This is a genomic window from Paenibacillus timonensis, assembly GCF_022427145.1.
Taxonomy (GTDB): Bacteria; Bacillota; Bacilli; order Paenibacillales; family Paenibacillaceae; genus Fontibacillus; species Fontibacillus timonensis.
This window is the reverse complement of the sequence record NZ_JAKSXN010000064.1, coordinates 1-21,332: the sequence shown is the minus strand read 5'-3', so window position 1 is coordinate 21,332 and position 21,332 is coordinate 1. Positions and strand designations below refer to the sequence as shown.

Genomic DNA, 21,332 nt, shown 5'->3' with positions numbered 1-21,332 from the left:
AGGACGGATGAATATGCTTAAAATGAAGCGGGGCGACGTCCTGCTGATCGTGTTTCTGGTCTTGTTGGGTTCGGCGTGGCTCCTCCTGCGCCAGGTGCTGGAGAGCCGGGACACGGTGGATCCGGCTATGCTCCGTGCCGAGATCAAAGTGGACGGCGAATCTTACCGCAGCGTGCCCCTGGGCGGCGGGGAGGAGACGATCGAGATCCACAGCGAATTCGGCAACAATACCCTGAAAGTTTTTAACGGGGGAATCCAAATGGTCTATGCCGATTGTCCGAAAAAAATCTCCATGCAGATGGGCTTCATCTCCCGTCCCGGGGAAACGATCATCTGCGTACCGAACCGCGTGTACGTGGAAGTTGTTCGCAGCGGGGCTCCAAGCCCGGATGAGAGCGGCGTAGACGCCTATATCCGATAATCTTCATCGGCTCCTCCAGGCCTTGTTATCCGCCGGTTATTGTGCCGGTTCCACCTTCGACAGGTTCTCCCACGCTTTTACCGAATCTTCGCTAGGGTAGACGTAGGGCGTTTCGGGTCTTGGAATTTCCCGAATACGCTCTGCTTTCACGGTAATGATCGCCTTGCCCTGGCGAATTTGCGGTTCAATGACTCCCTCTACTTCAAGCCAGGTATCTTTTGCAATTCCTTCGATCGGTTGATCGGAGGTCACCACGAGACCAAACGGGGCCGAATCCGCGGTGCAGCACAGAACGAGAAACCGCCCGAGGATCAGCTCATCCGCGTTGCCCTGCCCGCCGTGGCGTCCCGGTTCCTGGTAAACGAATCCGCTCAGCTTGACTTTTTTGCCGCGGAATTTTTCCGCAAACAGTTCGATCGCCCCGATCGTTTCCGAGAAGATTTCCGGCTTCACCTCGACGACGGCCTGCGGGTAAAGCCGCTTGGCCAATTCGGCAAATTCAACGTTATAGGGGTCCGGCGCCCGAAAAAGTTCCTCCAGCCGTTCGGAGGCAAGCAGGGGAGACGTGAGGCTCATCCCTTTTTTGGCCGCAGCCGAGCTGCCGAGGGCTTGATCGGGAAGCAAGGTCCCGAGCAGCAGCGGGAGCAGAAATAAGCCGTACACGGTTCCGTTCTTCCAACGGGATACGGAGAGCGGGCGCTCGCAGTCGCAGAGGGCGGCAGACCGCTGGAACAGCGCCTGGTAGGCCAGGCAAACCGCCATGACGGCGAGCGGAATGGGGCAGAATCGAATCAACGGCTCCATGCGGGGGCCGATGTAATAATGCAAGGCGCCCGACCGGGTCAGATCGGCGATGAACAAAGCGAATCCAAGCAGGATCAGCGACCGGGCCAAATAATGCCGGCGAATAACGCGAGGTTGGTTCATGCGGCTAACAGCCTCCTTTCAAGCGCAATCAGGCGTGATGGGTGGGTTATTAACGCAAGGCTAGGGATTCAGCCAGAGCGTACCGGTTAACGCCGCACCCGTGAACACGAGGGTACAGATCAGGAAGGAGAGATACAGGACGAATTTCGTGCGGAACACGGAGAGCAACATCAGCAGGTTTTTGAAATCAAGCATCGGCCCGAATACGAGAAAAGCGAGCAGCGAACCGCCGGAGAAGGTCGGCAAAAAGGCGGAGGCCACAAACGCATCGGACGTCGAGCAAAGCGACAGCAGGAACGCGAAGCCCATCATGAACAGGTAGCTGCTGACCGGGCCGCCGCCGATGTCCGCAAGCTGATCATGGGCGACGAACGACTGGATGCCTGCGGTCAGGATGCAACCGATCAGCAGATATTTGCCCATCTCGAATACTTCGTCTGCGGCATGCACGAATACGGCGGCGAGCTTGCTGTCCCCATGCGCGGGGGAATGAGGTTCGCCACCCGCGTCTGCACTGGCGGAGAGGGCATGTTTTAAGGGATTGTCTTTCCAGGTCAGGTAGACGATCGCCCCGATGGCGGCAGCCACGGCAAAGGCTAGTCCCATCCGGGCGTACACCATCTCGGGGTACAGGCGGAAGGCCATGTAGGTCGCTCCGAACACGACCGGATTCAGGATCGGCCCGGACAAAATAAAGACGACGGCGATGTAAACGGGCATTCCTTTCTGAATCATCCGGCGGATGAGCGGTATCATCCCGCATTCGCATACCGGGAAGATCAGTCCGAGCAGGCAAGCGATCAGGATGCCCGGAACGGGATGTTTCGGCATGAAGCGGCGCAGCGTGTTCTCGGAGACAAACAGGTGCAGCAGCGAGGAGAGCAGCGCTCCGACCAGCACGAAAGGCAGCGCCTCGAGCAAGATGCCGAGAAAGTTAATTTTGAAGGTTTGCAACTCGTCGAGCGGGACCTGCCGAATCAGGGAAGGATACATCACCGTCAGGCAGGCGAGCGCGAAAGCGGCCGGCACAAGAATCGGCAGCATCCGGGTGAGGGCTTGTTTATGCATGGCGTACTCCTTATGGACGTTTTCGGTATCCAACGCAGTATCATATCTATTATTTTCCAAGGCGATTCAGAACCGGGCTGATAGATTAGTCCGGATGGCTGCATTTATAGTTGACAAAGCCTAAGGAAGGAAGATATAGTATGGATTGTTAATCGTAATAATTACGATTAAGCCGAAGACCCGATGAATGTGGCCTTCGGCCTTGATAAAGAAAGGGGATGAATCAAATGAACGAACAACCAACGCGCAACGTTCCGATCCCGGTTACGGTGCTGTGCGGATATTTGGGTTCGGGCAAAACGACGCTGCTCAACCATATCCTGAGCAATCGCCAGGGCCTGAAGGTTGCGGTGATCGTGAATGACATGAGCGAGATTAACGTCGACGCGGAGTTGATCAGCGCCGGCGGAAGCCTGTCGCGCACGGAGGAGAAGCTGGTGGAGCTGTCGAACGGCTGCATCTGCTGCACGCTTCGCGATGATTTGCTTAGAGAGGTTCAGAAGCTGGCGGCGGAGGGGCGGTTCGATTACATATTGATCGAGTCGACGGGCATCAGCGAACCGGTGCCGATCGCCCAAACGTTTACTTATGCGGATGAGGAGACGGGGATCGATTTGACGGGGATCGCCAAGCTGGACTGCCTGGTGACGGTGGTGGATGCCTACCGGTTCTGGCACGACTTTTCCTCCGGCGACACGCTCCTGGAACGCGGGCAGCAGGCAGGGGAGGGGGATACCCGCGACGTCGTCGATCTGTTGATCGACCAAATCGAGACGTGCGACATCCTGATTTTGAATAAATGCGACCTGGTTGACGAGAAGGAGTTGAACGAGCTGGAGGGCGTTTTGCGCAAGCTGCAACCAACGGCTAAGTTGATCCGCTCAACCTTGGGCCGCGTGGATCCGCAGGAAATCCTGAACACGGGGTTGTTCGACTTCGAGCAAGCCAGCCAATCGGCCGGCTGGATCCAGGAGCTGCAGCAGGAAAGCCATACGCCGGAAACGGAGGAGTACGGCATCGGCTCGTTCGTCTACCGGCGGAGACGGCCGTTTCATCCGGAGCGGCTGGCGCAATTCATGAGCGATTGGCCGGAAGAAGTGGTGCGTGCCAAAGGTTTGGCTTGGATCGCGACGGAGGCGGACATGGCGGCGAATTTGAGTCAGGCGGGGCCGTCGATCCAATTTGGGCCGGCCGGCTACTGGCTGGCGTCGCTGCCCGATTGGCAGCGGGAGGAGCTGTTTGCCGAGGAGCCCGAGCTGCGGCGCAGGTGGGACGGGGCTTGGGGCGACCGGATCAATGAACTGGTGTTTATCGGCATCGAAATGGATCGCTCCGGCATCGAACGGGAGCTTGACGCCTGCCTGTTAAGCGATGAAGAAATGCAGATGGATTGGGCGGCTTTTCCGAACCCGCTGCCATGGATTTCGGTGGAAGAATCGGCCAACGCCGGATAAATAGGCGATTTGTCGGCTCTGTTAATCGTAATAATTACGCTTTAAGAAGAAGGGGTAACATGATTTTATCAACGATGGAAAACGTCGTGTTTGGTTATGGTAACAAGCCGGTGATCGACGGGGTATCCCTCGAAATCGACGTTGGCGAATTCGTTGGCATTACCGGCCCGAACGGTGCGGCCAAGACCACGCTGCTTAAACTGCTGCTCGGTTTGCTGAAGCCGTGGAGCGGGAGCGTGCGGATCAACGAAGAGGCGCTGGACGACGGCCGGCTGAACGTGGGCTACGTCCCGCAGCAAGTCGCCGCATTTAACAGCGGGTTTCCAAGCCGGGTACTGGAGCTGGTGAAGTCGGGGTGTTATCCCCGGCTCGGCCTGTTTCGGCGGTTTGGCGCGGAAGAGCGGCAGCTCGTCGAACGCAGCCTGAAGCAGGTGGGCATGTGGGAGCACCGCCACCGGAAGATCGGAGAGCTGTCGGGCGGACAGAAGCAGCGTATTTGCATCGCCCGGGCCTTGGCCGGGCAGCCCCGGGTGCTGGTTCTGGACGAACCGACGACGGGCATGGACCGGCAAAGCCGGCAAGGATTTTACCGGCTGCTGCGGCATATGGCGGACCGGCACGGCTTGACGGTCATCATGGTGACTCACGGCCCGGAGGAGGCGGAGGCATATCTGGACCGTGTGATTTCCCTGGAGCAACAGGAAAGCGAGGAATGGCAATGTTTGACTACGCGTTCATGCAGCGTGCGTTTTGGGCCGGCGCTTTGATCGGAAGCATCGCCCCGGTGATCGGCGTCTATCTGATGCTGCGGCGCCAGGCGCTGATGGCCGATACGTTGTCCCACGTCTCGCTGGCCGGCGTGGCGCTGGGGGCCGTGCTGGGGTGGAGCCCGGCCGTGGCCGGTTTCGTGGCCGCCATCCTTGGCGGTCTGCTGATCGAGCAGCTGCGTCAGAGCTACCGGGCATACAGCGAAATGCCGGTCGCCATCGTCATGACCTCGGGGCTGGCGCTCGCCGTCGTGCTGATGAGCTTGCGAAGCAGCCTAAGCCAAAGCTTCAGCGCGTATTTGTTCGGCTCGATCGTGGCGGTGAGCGACACCCAGCTGGCGTTGATGGCCGGCGTCGCCTTGGTTGGTGCCGCGTATTTCGCCGTGCTGCGGAGACCGCTCTACAGTCTGACCTTTGACGAAGAAACCGCTCGAATCGGCGGGGTTCCGGTGAAGGGGTTGTCGTTCTCCTTCGCGGTGTTTACCGGGATGGCGGTGGCGGCGGCGATCCCGGTCGTCGGCGTACTGCTGGTGTCCTCGCTGATCGTCCTGCCGGCATCGCTTGCGCTGCGCTTGGCCCGCGGGTTCGCCGCAGCGATCGTCATTTCCGTCGCCACCGGCCTAACGGGGATCTTCAGCGGGTTAACCGCTTCCTATTACCTGGATATGCCGCCCGGCGGGACGATTGCATTGATTTTGCTGCTATTTCTATTGACCGGCATCGCGGGGCAGAAGATCCGGAGCCGAGTGGCCCGGAGGAACGGCCGCAGCATGAAGCGGGCCATGCGGGACAAAGAGGAACTCATGAGTTCACCAGCCAGGGACGGCGAGAGATTATCAATGGAATAAGGGAGAGAGACAAGGATGAATATGCGAGTTGCGAAACGGGCCGCCGCTGCGGTCGGCCTGAGCTTGGCGCTGACGATCGCCGGTTGCGGCGGGGGCGGACAGGCCGGAGGGAACGGGGCGAATTCGGCGGATGCCGCAGTGAATTCGGCAGGCACCGGAGGAGCAGGAGACGGGGAACGTTCCTTGCGGGTCCAAACGAGTTTTTACCCGATCTACGAATTTACGAAACAAGTTGCCGGCGATCTGGCGACGGTCGAGCTGCTGGTTCCCGGCGGCATGGAACCCCACGACTGGGAGCCAAGCCCCCAGGATATCCGGAAGCTGGCGGAATCCGATCTGCTGATCGTGAACGGCGCGGGTATGGAAAGCTGGCTGGAGCAGGTGGAGGCTTCCGCCGCCGCCAGCGGCAAGCCGGAGATCGTAGAGGCCAGCGAGGGGATCGCGTTGATGGAAGGCGGAGAAGAGGAGGAGCACGGTCAGGAAGAGGAGCATGCCAGCGAGGCTGAGCACGCCGCGGAATCAGAAACCGACGTAGGGGAAGCGGCTCACGACCATGACCATGATCACGATCATGACCACGATCATGATCACGACCACGGCGGGCTGGATCCGCATGTTTGGTTGTCTCCGGCGTTGGCGGTTCAGGAAGTCCGCCGCATCGAAGTTGCCTTGGCCAAGGCGGACCCGGGGCATGCTGACGATTATAAGCAAAACGCCGACGCATATGCTGCCGAGCTGGAGCAGTTGGACCGGGATTTCGCCGAGGGATTGGCGAACGCCAAACGTAAGGATTTTATCACGCAGCATGCCGCATTTGGTTACTTGGCCCGGGAGTATGGGCTGACCCAGGTGCCGATCGCCGGGTTGTCCCCCGACCAGGAGCCGTCGGCGGAGCAGATGACGGAGATTGTGAAGTTCGCCGAGGAGCATCAGGTGAAGACGATTTTCTTCGAGACGCTGGTTTCTTCCAAAGTCGCCGAAACGATTGCCCGGGAAATCGGGGCGAAGACGGCCGTGCTTAATCCCATCGAAGGGTTGACGGCCGATGACGAAGCGGCGGGCCGAGACTATCTGTCGCTGATGCGCCAAAATCTAGAAGCCCTGAAAGCCGCGCTAAGCGAGTAAGCTCCTCCGGAAAAGGTGCGGCGGGAACGCACGGCTCGAAACCGATAGGATATGCGCTCCAAAAGCAAAGCAGCCCTCAGCCGTACCCGGCAAGGGCTGCTTCCTATTTTCCTAGTGGTCCTCCAACGATCCGGAGGCGATATTTTTTCCATAAAAAATTTCATCCATTTCGGTCACGAGCATCGCCGTAATCTGCTTCTGCTCCTCCACCGTCAGCTCGTCCTTCGTATATCCGAACAAATAATTGTTCAGATCAAATTGTTTCAGCTTGCATTTCGTATGGAAAATATGCTCCGGGTAAACATTGACGTCGATCATCTGATATTGCTCGATCACTTCGTCGGGGATGTAGTTCTGGATGGAGCTGATATCATGGTCGATGAACAGCTTGTGGCCGTTGATATCCCGGGTGAACCCGCGAACGCGGTAATCGATGGTCATGATGTCCGCCTCGAAAGAGTGGATCAGGTAATTCAGCGCTTTCAGCGGCGAAATCTCCCCGCAGGTGGACACGTCGATGTCGGCACGGAACGTGCTGATGCTCTCGTTCGGATCGTATTCGGGATACGTGTGCACGGTGATATGGCTTTTGTCGAGCTGCATCACGACGGAGTCCGGCAGCGGCCCGGGCGATTCGTCAAACGACTCGGTCGGCACCTCCACCACGGGCCCCTCGGAAATCAGCATGGTCACGCTGGCCCCCTGCGGAACGTAATCCTGGTTCGCGATATTCAAAATATGAGCGCCGATAATTTCGGAGACGGTGCTGAGGATTTTCGTCAGGCGGTCGGAATTGTACTGGTCGTCGATATAGGCGATATAGGCTTCGCGTTCCTCTTTGGTCCGGGTGTAGCAGACATCGTACATATTGAAGCTTAACGTTTTGGTCAGATTGTTGAACTCATGCAGCTGAATGCGCTGCTCCGGCGTCAACTTCATCAGGGAATCCCCCTTAGCATAGGTGTACCCTATTGTTTATTCCCTTTTCTTCTGGAAAAAAAACGTCCCGCTAATGCAGCTCATCCCATCTTGTCCATTGCTCTGGCGGGTTTAGGGTATAGACGTCCTGCTCCCGGCTCATGAACCGGTGGATGATCCATTCCCGGCGAATCGTGGCATAATCCTCGTCATACCGTTTGATGTACGCGTTAATCTCCGGTTCCGTATAACTTCGCCCAGCCTCCAGACCGGCGGCCAAATGCTCCAGGATGATCAGTTTCTTCTTGAGCTGGGCGGGCAAATGCTTTAACGTCCCGTCCTCCGCCATAAAGTTTCGAAGCACCGTTTCCTTGATTTTCGTTTGTTGATCCTCCAGCATCATTGCATCCCTCCAGATCAAATAATTAAACACATATCTAATTATACAATGATCTAATCAGATGGCAATAGAACTCGCCCGTTTTGTCAAACGGCCGAGTTTGGCTGGGTATCGGGAAGGCAATGCCGCATGAAATCAGAAGCGAGTTACGGAGAATCTTGCAGTATTTGCTGCAGCTGGTTCAGGTCGATCGACGTTGCGATCCCCTCAGGATGCCAATGCTTGACACAACCTGCGTAATTCAGGAGAACGCATTGGGGCTCGAAGCCAAGCTCCTTCGCCCGGTAGCCGCCGGAGATCAGGTTGAGAAGGCAGGCTACGCCGATGATGCCGGTTTCTCCCGGCATGTCTGCAGCATTGCGGCGATCGAACGCGATCGAAGCGTGGGGGATCAACAGCGCGGTGAATCCCGTCTCTCGCCCCATGGCCGAGATGCGGTTCACTTGGCAGTTTTTCGCGCAGCCTTGGCAGACCCATCCTTCATCCGTTCGGACGGCCTGGCACGAAGCCTCGCCTTTTAACCTCATGCAGATCGGAAGAAGCACCTTTTTCTTCTTTGTTCGCAAAAACCGCTCCCGGTAAGCCCGATTCATCAGTTCCGCACCGACCATATTCAGATGGTATTCCACCCGTCCACGCGTGCAGAACATCAAATTCTCCTTCCATCGCATGGCGTTCCGCCGTGCTTTAATGAATGCGTCTACTTCCGGCGTATATTTCCCGAGCTCGCATCGGCTTCTACGCTCGAACCAGCCCGCGAAGCGAATGGCCCGCAGCAGCAGGTTCCGGCTCTCGGACTCGGGCCGGCTTCGCAGAAACGCCAGCCAGACGGCCAGCCTGCGGCATTCCGGGCCGAATTCGCCGGTGGCTTGCAGCCAGCGGATCAACTTGCCGAAGCCGCGGACATGCACGCGCAGCTCAGCTCTTCGTTTTTTTTCGAGCTGCGCCGTGTTCAAGCAGCCCTTCAGCAGGTCGACGGCCCATCTGACGCGGGGGCCTTTGCTTTTCCAGGCATAGAGCCGAGGCAGCCATCGACTCGCCGCCGGCAGGGATAAGGGAGCCGCAAACTTTCCGTAGCTTCTCCAGAACACGCCGATCATCAGAAATTCAAGTACGGAAATCCGAACGTCCTCGGGTTCCATGCTCCGCCTCGCAGCATACTTGGCAATTTCGGGAATGCCAGGCTCCGCGCCGGCTTTCTCCAGTACTTCATCCGTAAACCGCGCGACATCGCGATAGTAGGCTTCCGTTCCCAGATCGTTCGCCTGCAGCGTATAAGTCACGATTTCCAGTTTCATCGCCTCAAGCCTCCCCTGCTCCGTTTCAGAAGTTGAGTAGAGAATATCACCGGCAGGGCCGGCCGGCAGTGATGTATATCGGCGTTCGTTCCGCCAACTCCGAATTTTATGCGGGACCTGCCGACAGGATTGACAACGGGGGGCCGTAAAGCTATGATGGAACCATAATATTTCGGCGCGCGAAATATTCGAAGGAGGAATTAAAGGTTGGCGGACAGCTTGTTTGACTTGATACTGGACAATTTCAAGAAGATCTTTTATCCGGAGGAATGGCTTGCGCTGGATATGCAGTTTTCCAAAGCAGAGCTCTTTGCGCTGCTGCTGGTCGATAAACACGGCGACATTACGATGAGCCAGCTGTCCACGTCGATGAACGTGCCGATGAGCACTGCGACGGGCGTGATCGAACGCCTGGTGAAGAACGGCTATATCGTTCGGGTGAAGAGCGAAACCGACCGGCGAATCGTGACGATTCGGCTGACCGGTAAAGGAACGTTGCTCTCTGAAGAGTTAAAGGATACGCTCCGGCGGCTTACCGACCTCCTCGTTCAAGGACTCAGCGAAGAGGAGCAGCGGCTGCTGGTTCAGATCTTCCTGAAGGTGCTGGATAACCTGAGCAAAACGGCGTCCGAACCGGCTTCGGATCATGAAAGCGAAGCGGCGGCCAACCCGCTCACCAAAATCGAAATCGAATAACTAAACCTGTTTGGCGAAACAGGTTTTCTTTTCGCCGAATATTTCGTTGATCGAAATATTCGATATCCGAAATGAAAGAGAGGCAAGGTTGAATGAGAATTTTATTGTATACCGGCAAAGGCGGAGTCGGAAAAACGAGCGTCGCGGCAGCGACGGCATTACGCAGTGCGCAATGCGGGCGGAAGACGCTGGTGGTGAGCACCGATCCGGCCCACAGCCTGGGGGATTCGCTCGACGTGAAGCTGTCGAACGAACCGATGCTCATCTGCGACAACCTGTGGGCGCAGGAAATCGATACGATCCACGAGGTCGAGAAAAGCTGGGGAAAAGTGCAGAAATATTTGACCTCCCTGCTAACGGCCAAGGCGGTAAAGGATATCACGACTGAGGAGTTGACCGTGTTTCCGGGGATGGAAGATTTGTTGAGCTTGCTCCGGATCTTGCAGTATTACAAGGAGAAGACGTTTGACGTCATCATCATCGACTGTGCCCCTACCGGGGAAACGTTGGCCTTGCTCAGCTTTCCCGAGCTGCTGCGCTGGTGGATGGAGAAGCTGTTCCCGGTGAAACGCAAGGCGGTAAAACTTGTTAAGCCGATCGTGGAACCGCTGATCGGCGTTCCGATGCCTTCGGACGGCGTGATGTCTGAGCTGGAGAACATTTATAACCAGTTGGACGAAATGCGGCAGATCCTGTCCGACCGGGAAATTACGAGCATCCGCGTCGTGGTGAACCTCGAAAAGATGGTGATCAAAGAGGCACAGCGCAGCTTCACCTATCTCAACATTTACGACTATAACGTTGACGCTATCGTCATCAATAAAGTGTTCCCGCAGCAGATCACCGACGATTATTTTCGAGGTTGGAAAGCGGTTCAGGCCAAATATAAGGAGATGGTGCTTGAAAGCTTCTCGCCAGTACCGGTATATGAAGCGCCGCTGTTCGAACGCGAAGTCGTCGGATTGGAAATGTTGTCACGGATGGCCGAGGCCACGTTCGGGGACGGAGATCCGACAAATATCCAGTATAGTGCCCGAACCCAACAGGTCGTAAAGGAGGATAACGAATATATCCTGTCCATCTACATGCCTTTCGCCGAGAAAAAGGAGTTGGCCCTGAACCAAAAAGGCGAGGAGCTGATCATTCGCGCCGGAAGCGTCAAAAGAAGTATAACGCTGCCGCGGACGTTGCTGAACCTGGGCATTCAAGCGGCCAAATTCGAAGCGGATACGCTAAAAATCCGGTTTGGAGGCGGGGAACATGAATAATGCGGTGCTGCAGGAGCTGATCCGGCTGAAATTCCGGTTTGCCGACCAATGGATCGATACGCTGCCGGAAGCCGTGAAGCAAACGGTCAAATCCCGCGAATCCGAGCTGTTGACCGTGGTGGACGAAGCGTTGAGGGAGCGGTTGGCCGGGAAGGAAGATGCCGGCTGCGCAGCCGGGCGGACCAATGAAAAGTCGAAGATGAATTCCATAACGATCGAGTAGCGCATTCGGCTTTATTCCTTCAATTCCCACCCTATGTTAGTTTGACAGAATAGAGTTGATATTGTATCCTAAGACACAATTGAATAAGACCTCACATTCTTCATGGTGAGGTAGAGGCGCGATATTTAACAGTTCTCGGCGGAGCTTGAGCAAGCGAAGAGGCCGGGAAGAAGGAAATGTCGCCGAAGCGGGGTACAGGCTCACTGTACGCTGCTGGGTCTGCAGTTAAGAGCTGCAGGACTGTCTTGGTAGATTACCCGATCTATTAAGTTGCGCTATCTCGTCGAGGGGAAAGTGGGTGTCAGAACGGAAATGAACCCTACAAACGGCCTCGGAGTATACCCGAAGCCGTTTTTTTGTTTCTGTTATTCATCTATTAATTTTCATGGAGAGTGAGAAAAATGAGAAAAACCTGGTCCTTATCTATCCTGATGCTGTTGTCGGCGATTCTTGTCCTTGCAGGGTGCAGCTCTGGCAGCAAAGACGACGATAATACGTTTAAAGTAGGACTTGAAGCGGGTTATGCTCCGTTTAACTGGACGCAAAGCGATGATTCAAACGGCGGGGTTCCGATTGACGGCAGCGCCGAATTTGCGGGCGGCTACGATGTGGAAATCGCCAAGAAAATTGCCGACGACCTCGGCAAGAAGCTGGTCATCGTGAAAACCGAATGGGACGGTCTGGTTCCGGCGCTGACGTCCGGCAAGATCGACGCCATCATCGCGGGGATGTCCCCGACGGAGGAGCGTAAGAAGACGATCGATTTCTCGGATAACTACTATAAATCGAACCTGGTTATGGTGGTGAAGAAAGGGAGCTCTTATGAAGGGGCTACCTCGATCCAAGATTTCAGCGGCGCCAAAATCACGGCCAGCTGAATACGTTCCACTACTCGGTCATCGACCAAATTAACGGAGTTAACAAACAGCCGGCCATGGACAACTTCCCGGCGATGCGCGTCGCCCTGGAATCGGGCGCGATCGACGGTTATGTCTCGGAGCTTCCGGAAGGCGTCAGCGCCGCGGCGGCCAACGGGAATTTCGCATACGTCGAATTCAAGGAAGGCTTCACCACCTCGGACGATGATACCGCCATCGCGGTTGGTTTGGAGAAAGGCAGCGAGCTGACGGAGAAAATCAACGAGATCCTGGCCGGCATTTCCGAAGACGAGCGGGCCACGATCATGAACGACGCCATCAAGAACCAACCTGCAGCGAATTAATTTAAAGCATTTGCCGTAAGCCGGCTGCAGCGGGACTGCAGTCGGTTTTATGCAGTGCGGGAGGAAAACAAATGACTTACGAGTGGATTATCCAAATTATCTCCGATAACTGGCCCATGTTCTTGCGCGGAGCGGCGGTCACCTTGTACATTTCGCTGATCGGCACGATCATCGGGGCGGTCATCGGTTTGCTGGCCGGCGTTGTCCGTACGATTCCGCTGCCGGAACGCGGGATGAAGCGCTGGCTGCTCAAGCTCGTGAACGGTCTGCTGACCGTTTACATCGAATGCTTCCGGGGCACGCCGATGATCGTTCAGGCGATGGCGATTTTTTACGGGTCGTCCCTGCTGTTCCACTACGATATGGACCGGACGTTCGCGGCGATTTTCATCGTCTCCATCAATACGGGGGCTTATATGGCCGAGATCGTGCGCGGCGGCGTCTATTCGGTGGACAAAGGACAGTTCGAAGCGGCTCATGCGATCGGGATGACCCATTGGCAGACGATGCGCAACGTAGTGCTGCCGCAGGTGATTCGCCATATTTTGCCGGCGACGGGCAATCAATTTATTATCAACATCAAGGATACTTCGGTCCTGAACGTCATTTCCGTATCGGAGCTGTACTTCATGACCAAGTCGATTGCCGGGAACAACTTCCGGTATTTCGAATCGTTCTTTGTGGCCAGCGTGCTGTATTTGATCATGACGCTGACCGTTACGAAGATTTTACAGCGTATCGAGAAAAGGCTGGACGGCCCCGAAAGCTATACGCTGCAGCGCTAGCAGAAAGCAGGAGTGAGGATGGAAAAGGTCATCGAAATTCGGCATTTGAGCAAATTTTTCGGTACCCATGAGGTGCTTAAGGATATCAATCTGTCGGTCAGCAAAGGGGAAGTCGTCAGCATCATCGGCTCCTCCGGCTCCGGCAAGTCGACCCTGCTCCGGTGCATCAATCTGCTGGAGAAGCCCAGCGGCGGGGAGATTATCTACAACGGCAACAACATCCTGGGGGATACGCATAAGGTATCCTCGTACCGCCGGCATTTGGGGATGGTGTTTCAGCAGTTTAACCTGTTCAATAACCATGACGCGCTCAGCAACTGCGTCGTGGGGCAAGTCAAGGTGCTGAAGCGCTCCAAGGAAGAGGCGACCGAAATTGCGATGAAATACTTGCGGAACGTCGGGATGGAGCAATACATTCATGCCAAGCCGAAGCAGCTCTCCGGCGGGCAAAAGCAGCGGGTGGCCATCGCCCGCGCTTTGTCCATGGACCCGGACGTGCTGCTGTTCGACGAGCCGACCTCAGCGCTGGATCCCGAGATGGTCGGCGAGGTGCTCAAGGTGATGAAGGAGTTGGCCTTCTCCGGGCTGACGATGATCGTCGTCACCCACGAGATGGAGTTCGCCCGGGAGGTGTCGGACCGGGTCGTGTTTATGGACCAGGGCGTCATCGCCGAGGAGGGAACGCCGGAGCAGATCTTCAATGAACCGAAGCAGGAGCGGACGAGAGAGTTCCTGAAGCGGACGTTGAATAAGGAAGGGTAAAACGAGGCAAGCGGTGATGCCGGCGGAACCTGGATGCATATCCAGGCTCCGCCGTTTTTTGTCCCAATTGGTTCTGCCGGCCGATTCAGGATTGCGGGGTGGGTTCCTTGTAATTGAAGGAATGCCATACCCCGAAGTTATCCTTGGCGTTGAGGGTGCGTCTCCCGCCCATGGAGGCATCCACGTAGTAGGGATAACGACGGCCGGCGGTAAAATGACCGCGGAAAGCGCCGGCAAACGTCACCGGCACGGCCTCGAACCGGATTTCGCGGGGGGTCACGCTCAGGACGCGGGTCGTCTGCGCGGAGGTGCCATAGTTGCTCTGATGCGTCTGCTGCACGCTGTTGTCCGCGATCAGCAGGCGAATGTCGCTTTGCATCGCGGTGATCGTTTCCCGCTGGCCGGTCACGTCGGGAGCGCCGCCGAATTGCGGGATGCAGAGCCGTTGTCCCACCCGCAGCGAGTTCGGGTCAACGCCCGGGTTCGCTTCCAGGATGCTGGCGACGCTGACGCCGTAATCCTGAGCGATCTGATACAGCGTATCGCCGCGCTCGATAATGCGGGAGACATGATTCGGCGGGCAGGAGGGGATGCAGATGACCTGGCCGACTTGCAGGTTATTCGGGTCGAGGCCCGGGTTCGCCGCGAGGATGCGCATGACGCTCGCTTCCAGCCGGAAGGCGATCATGTTGAGCGTGTCTCCAGGCTGTACCGTGTAAGGATAGTGCTCTGCGGGGCACTGCCGATAATAATAATTAAACAATGGAACGTTCCCCTTTCGTTTAGGCGGTTTTCCTATACCGTATGCGCTGACTGGGCGTCGGTTACCGCAATCTCCGCTTGGGACGGGCCTAGGTTTGGGCGATAAGCTTGGTGTATAGTAAATGGAGCGGCCGCTTCGCGAGAGGGGCGGCTCTTCGGCATAGAAAGGAAGGAGGATCGGACCCATGTTCAAACTTCGCGTGTTCAATTTCAGTTATTTTTCGCTATTCGCCATCTTCCTGTCCTTCCTCCCGGTGTACCTCTCTAGTCTTGGATTGCCCGAGACGGAAATCGGGTTGATGATCGGGACGGGCGGCTTCATCGGGTTATTCTCCCAGCCGTTTTGGGGCGTGGTCAGCGACCGGCGAAAATCGATTACCAAGATTCTCCTACTGACGTTGGCAGTTTCGACCGTCCTCGGCTTCGCGTTGTTTCGTGCCGTGTCTCCTTGGGCCCTGGTTCCTTTGGTCGGGTTGATGTATTTTTTCTTCATGCCAACCGATTCGCTGGTGGAGAGCTTGAATTTTCAGTCGGCGTTAAGACGGAAAGTGAACTACGGTTCGATCAAAATGTTCGGGGCGCTCGGGTATGCGACGGCGTCGTTTGCCATCGGTTATTTGACGGATTGGACGGGGCCATCCGGCTTTGCCTGGGTATTTCTCGGTTACGGCGTCGCGACCTGGCTCATCGGCTTTGCGCAGGAGGATGTAGAGGCGAGTGCGAAACCGTTGAAGCTTGCCGAGCTCAAAGCGTTTTTGGGGCAGAAATCAACGATATCCTTCCTGCTGTTGATTTTTCTATTGGCGCTGCCGCATCGCACTAACGACACCTATATCGGCATTTATATCCGGGAGATGGGCGGGAGCTTTTCGATCGTGGGAACCACCTGGTTCGTCATGACGATCGTGGAGTTTTTGTGCTTCGCCGTGGTGCATCGGTTTCTGAAGCGGGGGAATGAACTGAAGCTGATCGCCTGGGCCGGCGTGTTTTACGTGCTTCGCTTCGGATTGACCGCCCTCGCGGATCAAGCCGGGATGATCGTTCTGCTGCAGCTGCTTCAAGGGGTGACCTTCGTGTTTTTTTATACCGCGGCGATGCAGCATTTGTATGCGATCGTGCCGGAGGCCTGGCGCGCTACCGGGCAGACGATCCTGGCGCTGGTGTTCTTCGGGGTATCGGGGATCGTCGCTTCGTTTGCGGGCGGTTTGATTTTCGACCATTGGGGAGGCCGCGTCCTTTACTGGATCATGACCGGACTGTCGCTGACCGGATGCTTGTATAGCTTTAGGCTGATGAGACGGAATCGTCGGCACGAATCGTCGGCAGCCCAAAATTCATAACGAGGAGGCGATGGGGATGACCATCCGGATCGCGCTGCTGCGGGGGATTAACGTTGGCGGCAAAAATAAGATCAAAATGGCCGAGCTCAAGCATGCTCTGACCGAACAGGGATTTAACGAGGTACAGACCTATATCCAAAGCGGCAATATCCTGTTTGCTTCGGAAGAAGAGGAAGGGATGCTGGGATTGCGGATGGAAGAAGTGATCCGCCGCGATTTTCACCTGGATATCCCGGTCGTGCTTCGCACGGCGGCAGAGCTGCGGGCGACGATGGAGAACTGTCCTTTTACGGCGGAAGAGATCGCCGCAGCGGAAGCGGCATCGGTAGGAGAAAGCCTGTATGTCGCCTTTTTGCGGAGCGAGCCCGCAGCCGAAGCGCTGGAGCGCTTTGCTGCCTATGCGAACGAACAGGAGCTTTTTCGCGCGTCAGGCAGGGAGGTCTACTTGCTGTTTAAAGAAAGCGTCCGGAATTCCAAGCTGGCCGCGAACCTGCAGAAATTGGACGCCTATGCTACGGTGCGCAACTGGAAAACGGTGGGCAAGCTGACCTCCCTGGCCAAAGACATGGAAACGCCGAAATAATCCCCGCGATATCAGTCTATCCGGCTTTATCTGTCCGGAGCCGTACCGCTCAAAACCAGCTTTTGCGGTTTACGTCAAGCTCCCTTGAGGTCAGGTGAATCAGCAGTTCTTCCGTGGCGCTCGCCGCGGAGACGATGCACAAAACGATAAGAATCAGCGGATGGTTTCCCTTCGCGAGCATGAGCCAAGGGGCGGCGAAAACGAGCAACCCGGTGATTTTGTTGCTCCAGGTATGGATCATCGCTACGGTGCGAAATTTACAGGCCGCATAACCTGCGGATACCACGCGAATGGCGATGGCACCGGCAAGATACGGCCAGACGAACCGCATTCCTTCTCCCGCCCACCGGGCCAACGCGAAGGTCACCACCCCGAACATCAACAGGTCGGCCATTGAATCCAGCTTGGCCCCTATGGAGCTAACCGTATTCGTTCGGCGCGCAATCCTTCCGTCCAGCACATCGGTCATTGCAGCAATCGTATAGATGGTGATAAATACCGCAGGTTGGTTCAGTACGAAGATCAAGATGCAAGACAGGCCCATGCGGCTTAGGGTCAGGCCATTGGCCCAATGCTTCATCCTAGCTCCCCCCCCATTCTCCGAATGCTGCATTTCTAAGGTACCTCGGGGTACCTAGGTTACCGGAAAGTGCGTACTGTTAATTCTAGGGTTATCGGGTGCATAATAACATAACGGGTCAAAAATATCAGTGTTGTTATGGGGGGATCCAACATGGATTTGCAATTGAAAGGGAAAATCGCGCTTGTCACCGGTTCCACAGCTGGCATCGGCAAAGCGATTGCCGCCTCGCTGGCGGCGGAAGGGGCGACTGTACTCATCAACGGCCGGAGCGCGGATAAGATCGAGCAGGCGATCGCGGCAATCCGGGCGCAGCAGCCGGAAGCCGTCCTGAAACCGGCGGCCGCCGACCTCGGCACGGAGGAAGGTTGCCGTAAAGTGATGGAAGAACACCCGGACCTGGACATCTTGATCAACAATCTCGGCATCTTCGAACCGGCCGAGTTCTTCGGCATTTCCGACGAAGAATGGTTCCGTTTTTTTGAAGTCAACGTGATGAGCGGGGTGCGGCTAGCTCGTGGATATTTGCAGCGGATGCTGGAGAAACAAACGGGCCGGGTCATCTTTATCGCCAGCGAGGCGGCGGTCATGCCGTCGCTGGAAATGGCGCATTACAGCGCGACGAAAACGATGCAGCTGTCGTTGTCCCGCAGCTTGGCCGAGCTGACAAAAGGAACCGCCGTCACGGTCAATACGGTCATGCCCGGCTCGACGTTGACGGAAGGCGTTGAGACGATGCTGAATACGCTCTATCCGAACGAAAGTCTGACCATCGAAGAGGCGGAAAAGAAATTCATGGCCGAAAACCGGCCGACTTCGATCATTCAGCGCCTGATTCGGCCGGAGGAAATCGCCCACTTCGTTACCTATATCAGCAGCCCGCTTTCTTCGGCGATCAATGGGGCTGCGCTGCGGATCGACGGGGGATTGGTTAGAAGCATCGTTTGAGTTGAAGCGAATCGCCTTTCTATGGCGATCCGATCACAAATCGGGAAGTTGCCAATCGATTTCAGCCAATCCTTTGGAGCGCAAAAATTGATTGGCCCGCGAAAACGGCTTGCTGCCCAGGAATCCCCGATGGGCCGACAAAGGGCTGGGGTGCGGCGACTTGATTAAGTGATGCTCGCGGTTCGTGATGAGGGCTGCTTTTTTCTGGGCATGACTGCCCCACAGCAGGAACACGACCGGGTCATGTTTCTCGTTTAACGTTTCGATCACCTTGTCGGTGAACGATTCCCAGCCCATGTCCTTATGGGAATTGGGAGTATCGGCCTGCACGGTCAGCACGGTGTTGAGCAGCAGTACCCCTTGCTTGGCCCATGGAACCAGATCGCCGTTGTTGGGAATGCGGCAACCCAAATCGTCCCGCAGTTCTTTGAACATGTTTTGCAGGGAAGGCGGGGCTTTGACGCCCGGTTTCACGGAAAAGCTGAGCCCATGCGCCTGTCCCGGTCCGTGGTAAGGGTCCTGGCCGAGGATCACCACTTTGGTGTCGGCGAAGGAGGTATAATGCAGCGCGTTGAAAATATCATACATATCGGGATAGATCGTTTTGGTGCGATATTCGTTCGCCAGAAACTGGCGGAGCTGCAAATAGTACGGTTTCTCGAATTCGGGCTCCAGAAATGGGGCCCAATCGTTTTGTAAGATCGTCAAGCTGAATTCACCTCAGGTCTAGTATGCTAGAGTAGGTTTCGACATCGGCCGGCCGAGTTCCTCCTTTCAGATGTGATGCCTATCTCTTGGAACGTCCCGCAGAATTCTCTATAATAAGGGTAATGCACCAACGGGCGGGAGGACAGGCGATGAACAAGCAGGAACAGGTCATCCAAGAGTTCCGGGATTTATTTAACAAGATGGCCTGGCTGAATAAGATGAAGATGGAAGACCAACTGAAAGGGGTCAAGCCATCCGAAGTCCATTGTATCGAATCGATTGGTAAGCATGCGGATCCCAACGTGACCCGGCTGGCCGAGTCCCTATACATGACGAGAGGCGCCATCACGAAGTTGACGAGGAAGCTGATCGAAAAAGGCCTGATTGAAAGCTACCAGAAGCCGGACAACAAGAAAGAAATCTATTTTAGACTGACCGGGAAGGGTCAAGAAATCTATGAGATCCACGAGGAGCTGCATAAGGAGTTGCAAGAGCGGGACAAAGCCGTGTTCGATCAGGTCACCGAGGAGCAATATGATCAGATGATGCGCTTTATGGAACAGTATAGTCGGCATTTGGATGCAGAAATCAAGAAACAAGGGATCGAGCTGAACGATTTCGGCAGAAACGCGTAGTAATCGAAAAGAGATCAAGCAGGCAGTCCACTCCGAACGGGGAAGGGCTGCTTTTTTGTTGTGATTATATTGTTGACAAGGAAACAATAATGCGTTATCTTTTTGTTGACAAGGAAACAAAGCACGACTTCCGAGAGGAGAATACCATGGACAAAGTCAAAGAACAAGAAAGAGAGTTACCTAGAGAAATCCTCATGGCCGCCTGGGCGATTGCCCTTGGTGCCATTGCCCCCATGCTTGATTCAACGATGGTGAACATCGCGATCGATGTCCTCACCAAGGATTTCCATACGACGCTGGATATCATTCAGTGGTCCATCACGGGTTATGTGTTAGCCCTCGCCATGGCGGTTCCGGTTTCCGGCTGGCTGATGAACCAATTTAACGGGAAGAAGACCTTTATCGGTGCCGTTGTTGCCTTTGGCGTCATATCGGTCCTCGTCGGCTTCAGCTGGAATATTACCAGCTTCATTTTTTTTCGCTTGCTGCAAGGGTTTAGCGCCGGGATCATTACCACGCTGATGTTCACGCTACTGGTCAAAACCGCGGGGCCTGACTATCTGGGAAGAGTGATGGCCATCGTCAGCACGCCGATGATCTTTGGCCCGATCCTGGGACCCGTCATCGGGGGTTTCATCGTTCAAGGGGCCTCGTGGCATTGGATTTTCTTCATCAACGTGTTGATCGTGCTGATCGCCGCTCCGCTGATGGTGAGAAGAATTCCGGACTTTGAGCCGTTTAATAAAGGCAGCAAACTCGATGTGTTTGGGGTTGTCTGCTTGTCCCTGATGAGCGCGGCACTGATCTACGGAATTACGAAGGCGGCGGACCATGCCTCGTTTCGCAATTCCGAGACCTTGGTGTGGGTGGGCATCGGCCTTGCTCTAGCCATCGCTTACTTCGCATATGACCGCTTCAAAAAGAATCAAACCGTGCTCCCGATGAACCTGTTTGCGCATCGAAGTTTCCTGGCATCCAGTGTCGGATTGTTTTTGGCGAATATGGCTATCATGGGACCGATGTTGATCCTGCCGTTGTTCTTTCAACACTTTCGGCATTTCACCGCGATCGAAGCGGCGCTGGCATTAATTCCCCAAGGCGTCGGGATGCTCGTGACCCGGCCGTTGATCGGCAAAATGATCGACCGAATCGGCGCGAAATACGTGGTGATGGTTAGCCTGGTTCTTTCGCTGTTCGGGTCCATACCGCTAATCTTCATCACCGATCAAACCAGCATGGTGTGGATTTCCCTCGTCCTGTTTATTCGGGGGACCAGCGTTGGGGGGATCAATCTTCCATTAACGAGTGATGCGTATACAGGGTTGGATGATCATCAGCTTCCGGAAGCTGGGGTTGGAATCAACATCATCGAGAACCTGGGCGCGAGCTTTGGTTCCGCTGTGATCGCGACCGTAGTCGCAACGGTGGCCCAAGGTTTGCAACCCACGGTCGCGAATGGCTTGAAGGGGTATCACGCCGGATTTCTCGTCTCAACCCTCGTCCTCGCCCTTATCTTTATCCCCGGCTTGTTCCTGACCCATAAAAGAAAAGCATAAAGAAGCCGCGAGGAGGATCCTCGCGGCTTCATCTTGTT

The 21,332-nt window shown here is 55.8% G+C and carries 23 protein-coding genes, 1 pseudogene and 1 riboswitch; of the genes and pseudogenes, 16 read left to right on the top strand and 8 right to left on the bottom strand.

What is annotated here, in order from left to right; translation table 11 throughout:
- Positions 1-13 precede the first annotated feature (13 nt).
- Positions 14-421, top strand: a complete 408-nt coding sequence (locus MJ257_RS20525; RefSeq protein WP_240271007.1) for a NusG domain II-containing protein — start codon at positions 14-16, stop codon at positions 419-421.
- A 36-nt stretch (positions 422-457) separates the two neighbouring features.
- Here MJ257_RS20525 and MJ257_RS20520 read toward each other — a convergent pair whose 3' ends face one another.
- Complete coding sequence (locus MJ257_RS20520) at positions 458-1,348, bottom strand: TIGR03943 family putative permease subunit (RefSeq protein WP_240271006.1); 891 nt, start codon at positions 1,346-1,348, stop codon at positions 458-460.
- A 60-nt stretch (positions 1,349-1,408) separates the two neighbouring features.
- Positions 1,409-2,416 carry a permease gene (locus tag MJ257_RS20515; RefSeq protein WP_240271005.1) on the bottom strand — a complete coding sequence of 336 codons (1,008 nt, stop codon included), beginning with the start codon at positions 2,414-2,416 and terminating at the stop codon, positions 1,409-1,411.
- 227 nt (positions 2,417-2,643) lie between these two features.
- Here MJ257_RS20515 and MJ257_RS20510 point away from each other — a divergent pair, with 227 nt between their 5' ends.
- Genes MJ257_RS20510 through MJ257_RS20495 form a run of 4 tightly spaced genes read left to right on the top strand, consistent with a single transcriptional unit; the run spans position 2,644 to position 6,610 of the window.
- On the top strand, positions 2,644-3,870 hold the full coding sequence (locus MJ257_RS20510) for a GTP-binding protein (protein WP_240271004.1): 1,227 nt from the start codon (positions 2,644-2,646) through the stop codon (positions 3,868-3,870).
- 59 nt (positions 3,871-3,929) lie between these two features.
- Positions 3,930-4,637: a metal ABC transporter ATP-binding protein gene (locus tag MJ257_RS20505; RefSeq protein ID WP_240271003.1), complete on the top strand. Its 708-nt coding sequence runs from the start codon at positions 3,930-3,932 to the stop codon at positions 4,635-4,637.
- Positions 4,583-5,485: a metal ABC transporter permease gene (locus MJ257_RS20500; RefSeq protein WP_240271002.1), complete on the top strand. Its 903-nt coding sequence runs from the start codon at positions 4,583-4,585 to the stop codon at positions 5,483-5,485. Before MJ257_RS20505 ends, MJ257_RS20500 begins: the two co-directional genes overlap by 55 nt.
- Positions 5,486-5,506: 21 nt before the next feature.
- A complete protein-coding gene (locus tag MJ257_RS20495) occupies positions 5,507-6,610 on the top strand; it encodes a metal ABC transporter substrate-binding protein (protein ID WP_372489863.1) in 1,104 nt (367 codons plus the stop codon).
- A gap of 111 nt (positions 6,611-6,721) precedes the next feature.
- Here MJ257_RS20495 and speD read toward each other — a convergent pair whose 3' ends face one another.
- The 3 genes from speD to MJ257_RS20480 all read right to left on the bottom strand — a co-directional run bounded on the left by speD (position 6,722) and on the right by MJ257_RS20480 (position 9,226).
- A complete protein-coding gene (speD, locus tag MJ257_RS20490) occupies positions 6,722-7,549 on the bottom strand; it encodes an adenosylmethionine decarboxylase (protein ID WP_240271000.1) in 828 nt (275 codons plus the stop codon).
- A 70-nt stretch (positions 7,550-7,619) separates the two neighbouring features.
- A complete protein-coding gene (locus tag MJ257_RS20485; protein ID WP_240270999.1) occupies positions 7,620-7,928 on the bottom strand; it encodes a DUF2087 domain-containing protein in 309 nt (102 codons plus the stop codon).
- Between the two features lie 146 nt (positions 7,929-8,074).
- Positions 8,075-9,226, bottom strand: coding sequence for a DUF116 domain-containing protein (locus MJ257_RS20480; RefSeq protein WP_240270998.1), 1,152 nt, complete (start codon positions 9,224-9,226; stop codon positions 8,075-8,077).
- 207 nt (positions 9,227-9,433) lie between these two features.
- On the opposite strand from MJ257_RS20480, the gene MJ257_RS20475 reads away from it, so the two are divergent.
- From MJ257_RS20475 to MJ257_RS20450, 6 genes and pseudogenes are all read left to right on the top strand, one after another.
- A complete protein-coding gene (locus MJ257_RS20475) occupies positions 9,434-9,922 on the top strand; it encodes a MarR family winged helix-turn-helix transcriptional regulator (protein ID WP_240270997.1) in 489 nt (162 codons plus the stop codon).
- Between the two features lie 92 nt (positions 9,923-10,014).
- The gene (locus MJ257_RS20470; protein ID WP_240270996.1) at positions 10,015-11,190 is read left to right on the top strand and encodes an ArsA family ATPase; all 1,176 of its coding nucleotides are present in this window, start codon (positions 10,015-10,017) and stop codon (positions 11,188-11,190) included.
- A complete protein-coding gene (locus MJ257_RS20465; RefSeq protein WP_240270995.1) occupies positions 11,183-11,413 on the top strand; it encodes a hypothetical protein in 231 nt (76 codons plus the stop codon). Before MJ257_RS20470 ends, MJ257_RS20465 begins: the two co-directional genes overlap by 8 nt.
- Positions 11,414-11,516: 103 nt before the next feature.
- A riboswitch (Lysine riboswitch) is annotated at positions 11,517-11,699 on the top strand.
- Positions 11,700-11,814: 115 nt separating this feature from the next.
- A pseudogene (locus MJ257_RS20460) lies at positions 11,815-12,635 on the top strand (transporter substrate-binding domain-containing protein).
- A 71-nt stretch (positions 12,636-12,706) separates the two neighbouring features.
- Complete coding sequence (locus tag MJ257_RS20455; protein ID WP_240270994.1) at positions 12,707-13,420, top strand: amino acid ABC transporter permease; 714 nt, start codon at positions 12,707-12,709, stop codon at positions 13,418-13,420.
- Positions 13,421-13,438: 18 nt separating this feature from the next.
- Entirely contained in the window at positions 13,439-14,182 is a 744-nt protein-coding gene (locus MJ257_RS20450; protein WP_240270993.1) for an amino acid ABC transporter ATP-binding protein, read from the top strand.
- 85 nt (positions 14,183-14,267) lie between these two features.
- On the opposite strand, the gene MJ257_RS20445 is transcribed toward MJ257_RS20450, so the two are convergent.
- Positions 14,268-14,945, bottom strand: coding sequence for a LysM peptidoglycan-binding domain-containing protein (locus MJ257_RS20445; protein WP_240270992.1), 678 nt, complete (start codon positions 14,943-14,945; stop codon positions 14,268-14,270).
- A 184-nt stretch (positions 14,946-15,129) separates the two neighbouring features.
- Here MJ257_RS20445 and MJ257_RS20440 point away from each other — a divergent pair, with 184 nt between their 5' ends.
- Positions 15,130-16,284: an MFS transporter gene (locus tag MJ257_RS20440; protein WP_240270991.1), complete on the top strand. Its 1,155-nt coding sequence runs from the start codon at positions 15,130-15,132 to the stop codon at positions 16,282-16,284.
- Between the two features lie 16 nt (positions 16,285-16,300).
- Positions 16,301-16,867 carry a DUF1697 domain-containing protein gene (locus tag MJ257_RS20435; protein WP_240270990.1) on the top strand — a complete coding sequence of 189 codons (567 nt, stop codon included), beginning with the start codon at positions 16,301-16,303 and terminating at the stop codon, positions 16,865-16,867.
- 49 nt (positions 16,868-16,916) lie between these two features.
- Here MJ257_RS20435 and MJ257_RS20430 read toward each other — a convergent pair whose 3' ends face one another.
- Positions 16,917-17,447 carry a CDP-alcohol phosphatidyltransferase family protein gene (locus tag MJ257_RS20430; RefSeq protein ID WP_240270989.1) on the bottom strand — a complete coding sequence of 177 codons (531 nt, stop codon included), beginning with the start codon at positions 17,445-17,447 and terminating at the stop codon, positions 16,917-16,919.
- 153 nt (positions 17,448-17,600) lie between these two features.
- On the opposite strand from MJ257_RS20430, the gene MJ257_RS20425 reads away from it, so the two are divergent.
- Positions 17,601-18,395, top strand: coding sequence for an SDR family NAD(P)-dependent oxidoreductase (locus MJ257_RS20425; RefSeq protein ID WP_240270988.1), 795 nt, complete (start codon positions 17,601-17,603; stop codon positions 18,393-18,395).
- A gap of 33 nt (positions 18,396-18,428) precedes the next feature.
- On the opposite strand, the gene MJ257_RS20420 is transcribed toward MJ257_RS20425, so the two are convergent.
- On the bottom strand, positions 18,429-19,103 hold the full coding sequence (locus MJ257_RS20420; protein WP_240270987.1) for a uracil-DNA glycosylase: 675 nt from the start codon (positions 19,101-19,103) through the stop codon (positions 18,429-18,431).
- A 149-nt stretch (positions 19,104-19,252) separates the two neighbouring features.
- Between MJ257_RS20420 and MJ257_RS20415 the strand changes: the two genes are divergently transcribed.
- On the top strand, positions 19,253-19,738 hold the full coding sequence (locus MJ257_RS20415; protein WP_240270986.1) for a MarR family transcriptional regulator: 486 nt from the start codon (positions 19,253-19,255) through the stop codon (positions 19,736-19,738).
- Positions 19,739-19,884: 146 nt separating this feature from the next.
- The gene (locus MJ257_RS20410) at positions 19,885-21,294 is read left to right on the top strand and encodes an MDR family MFS transporter (protein ID WP_240270985.1); all 1,410 of its coding nucleotides are present in this window, start codon (positions 19,885-19,887) and stop codon (positions 21,292-21,294) included.
- The last annotated feature ends 38 nt before the right edge of the window (positions 21,295-21,332 follow it).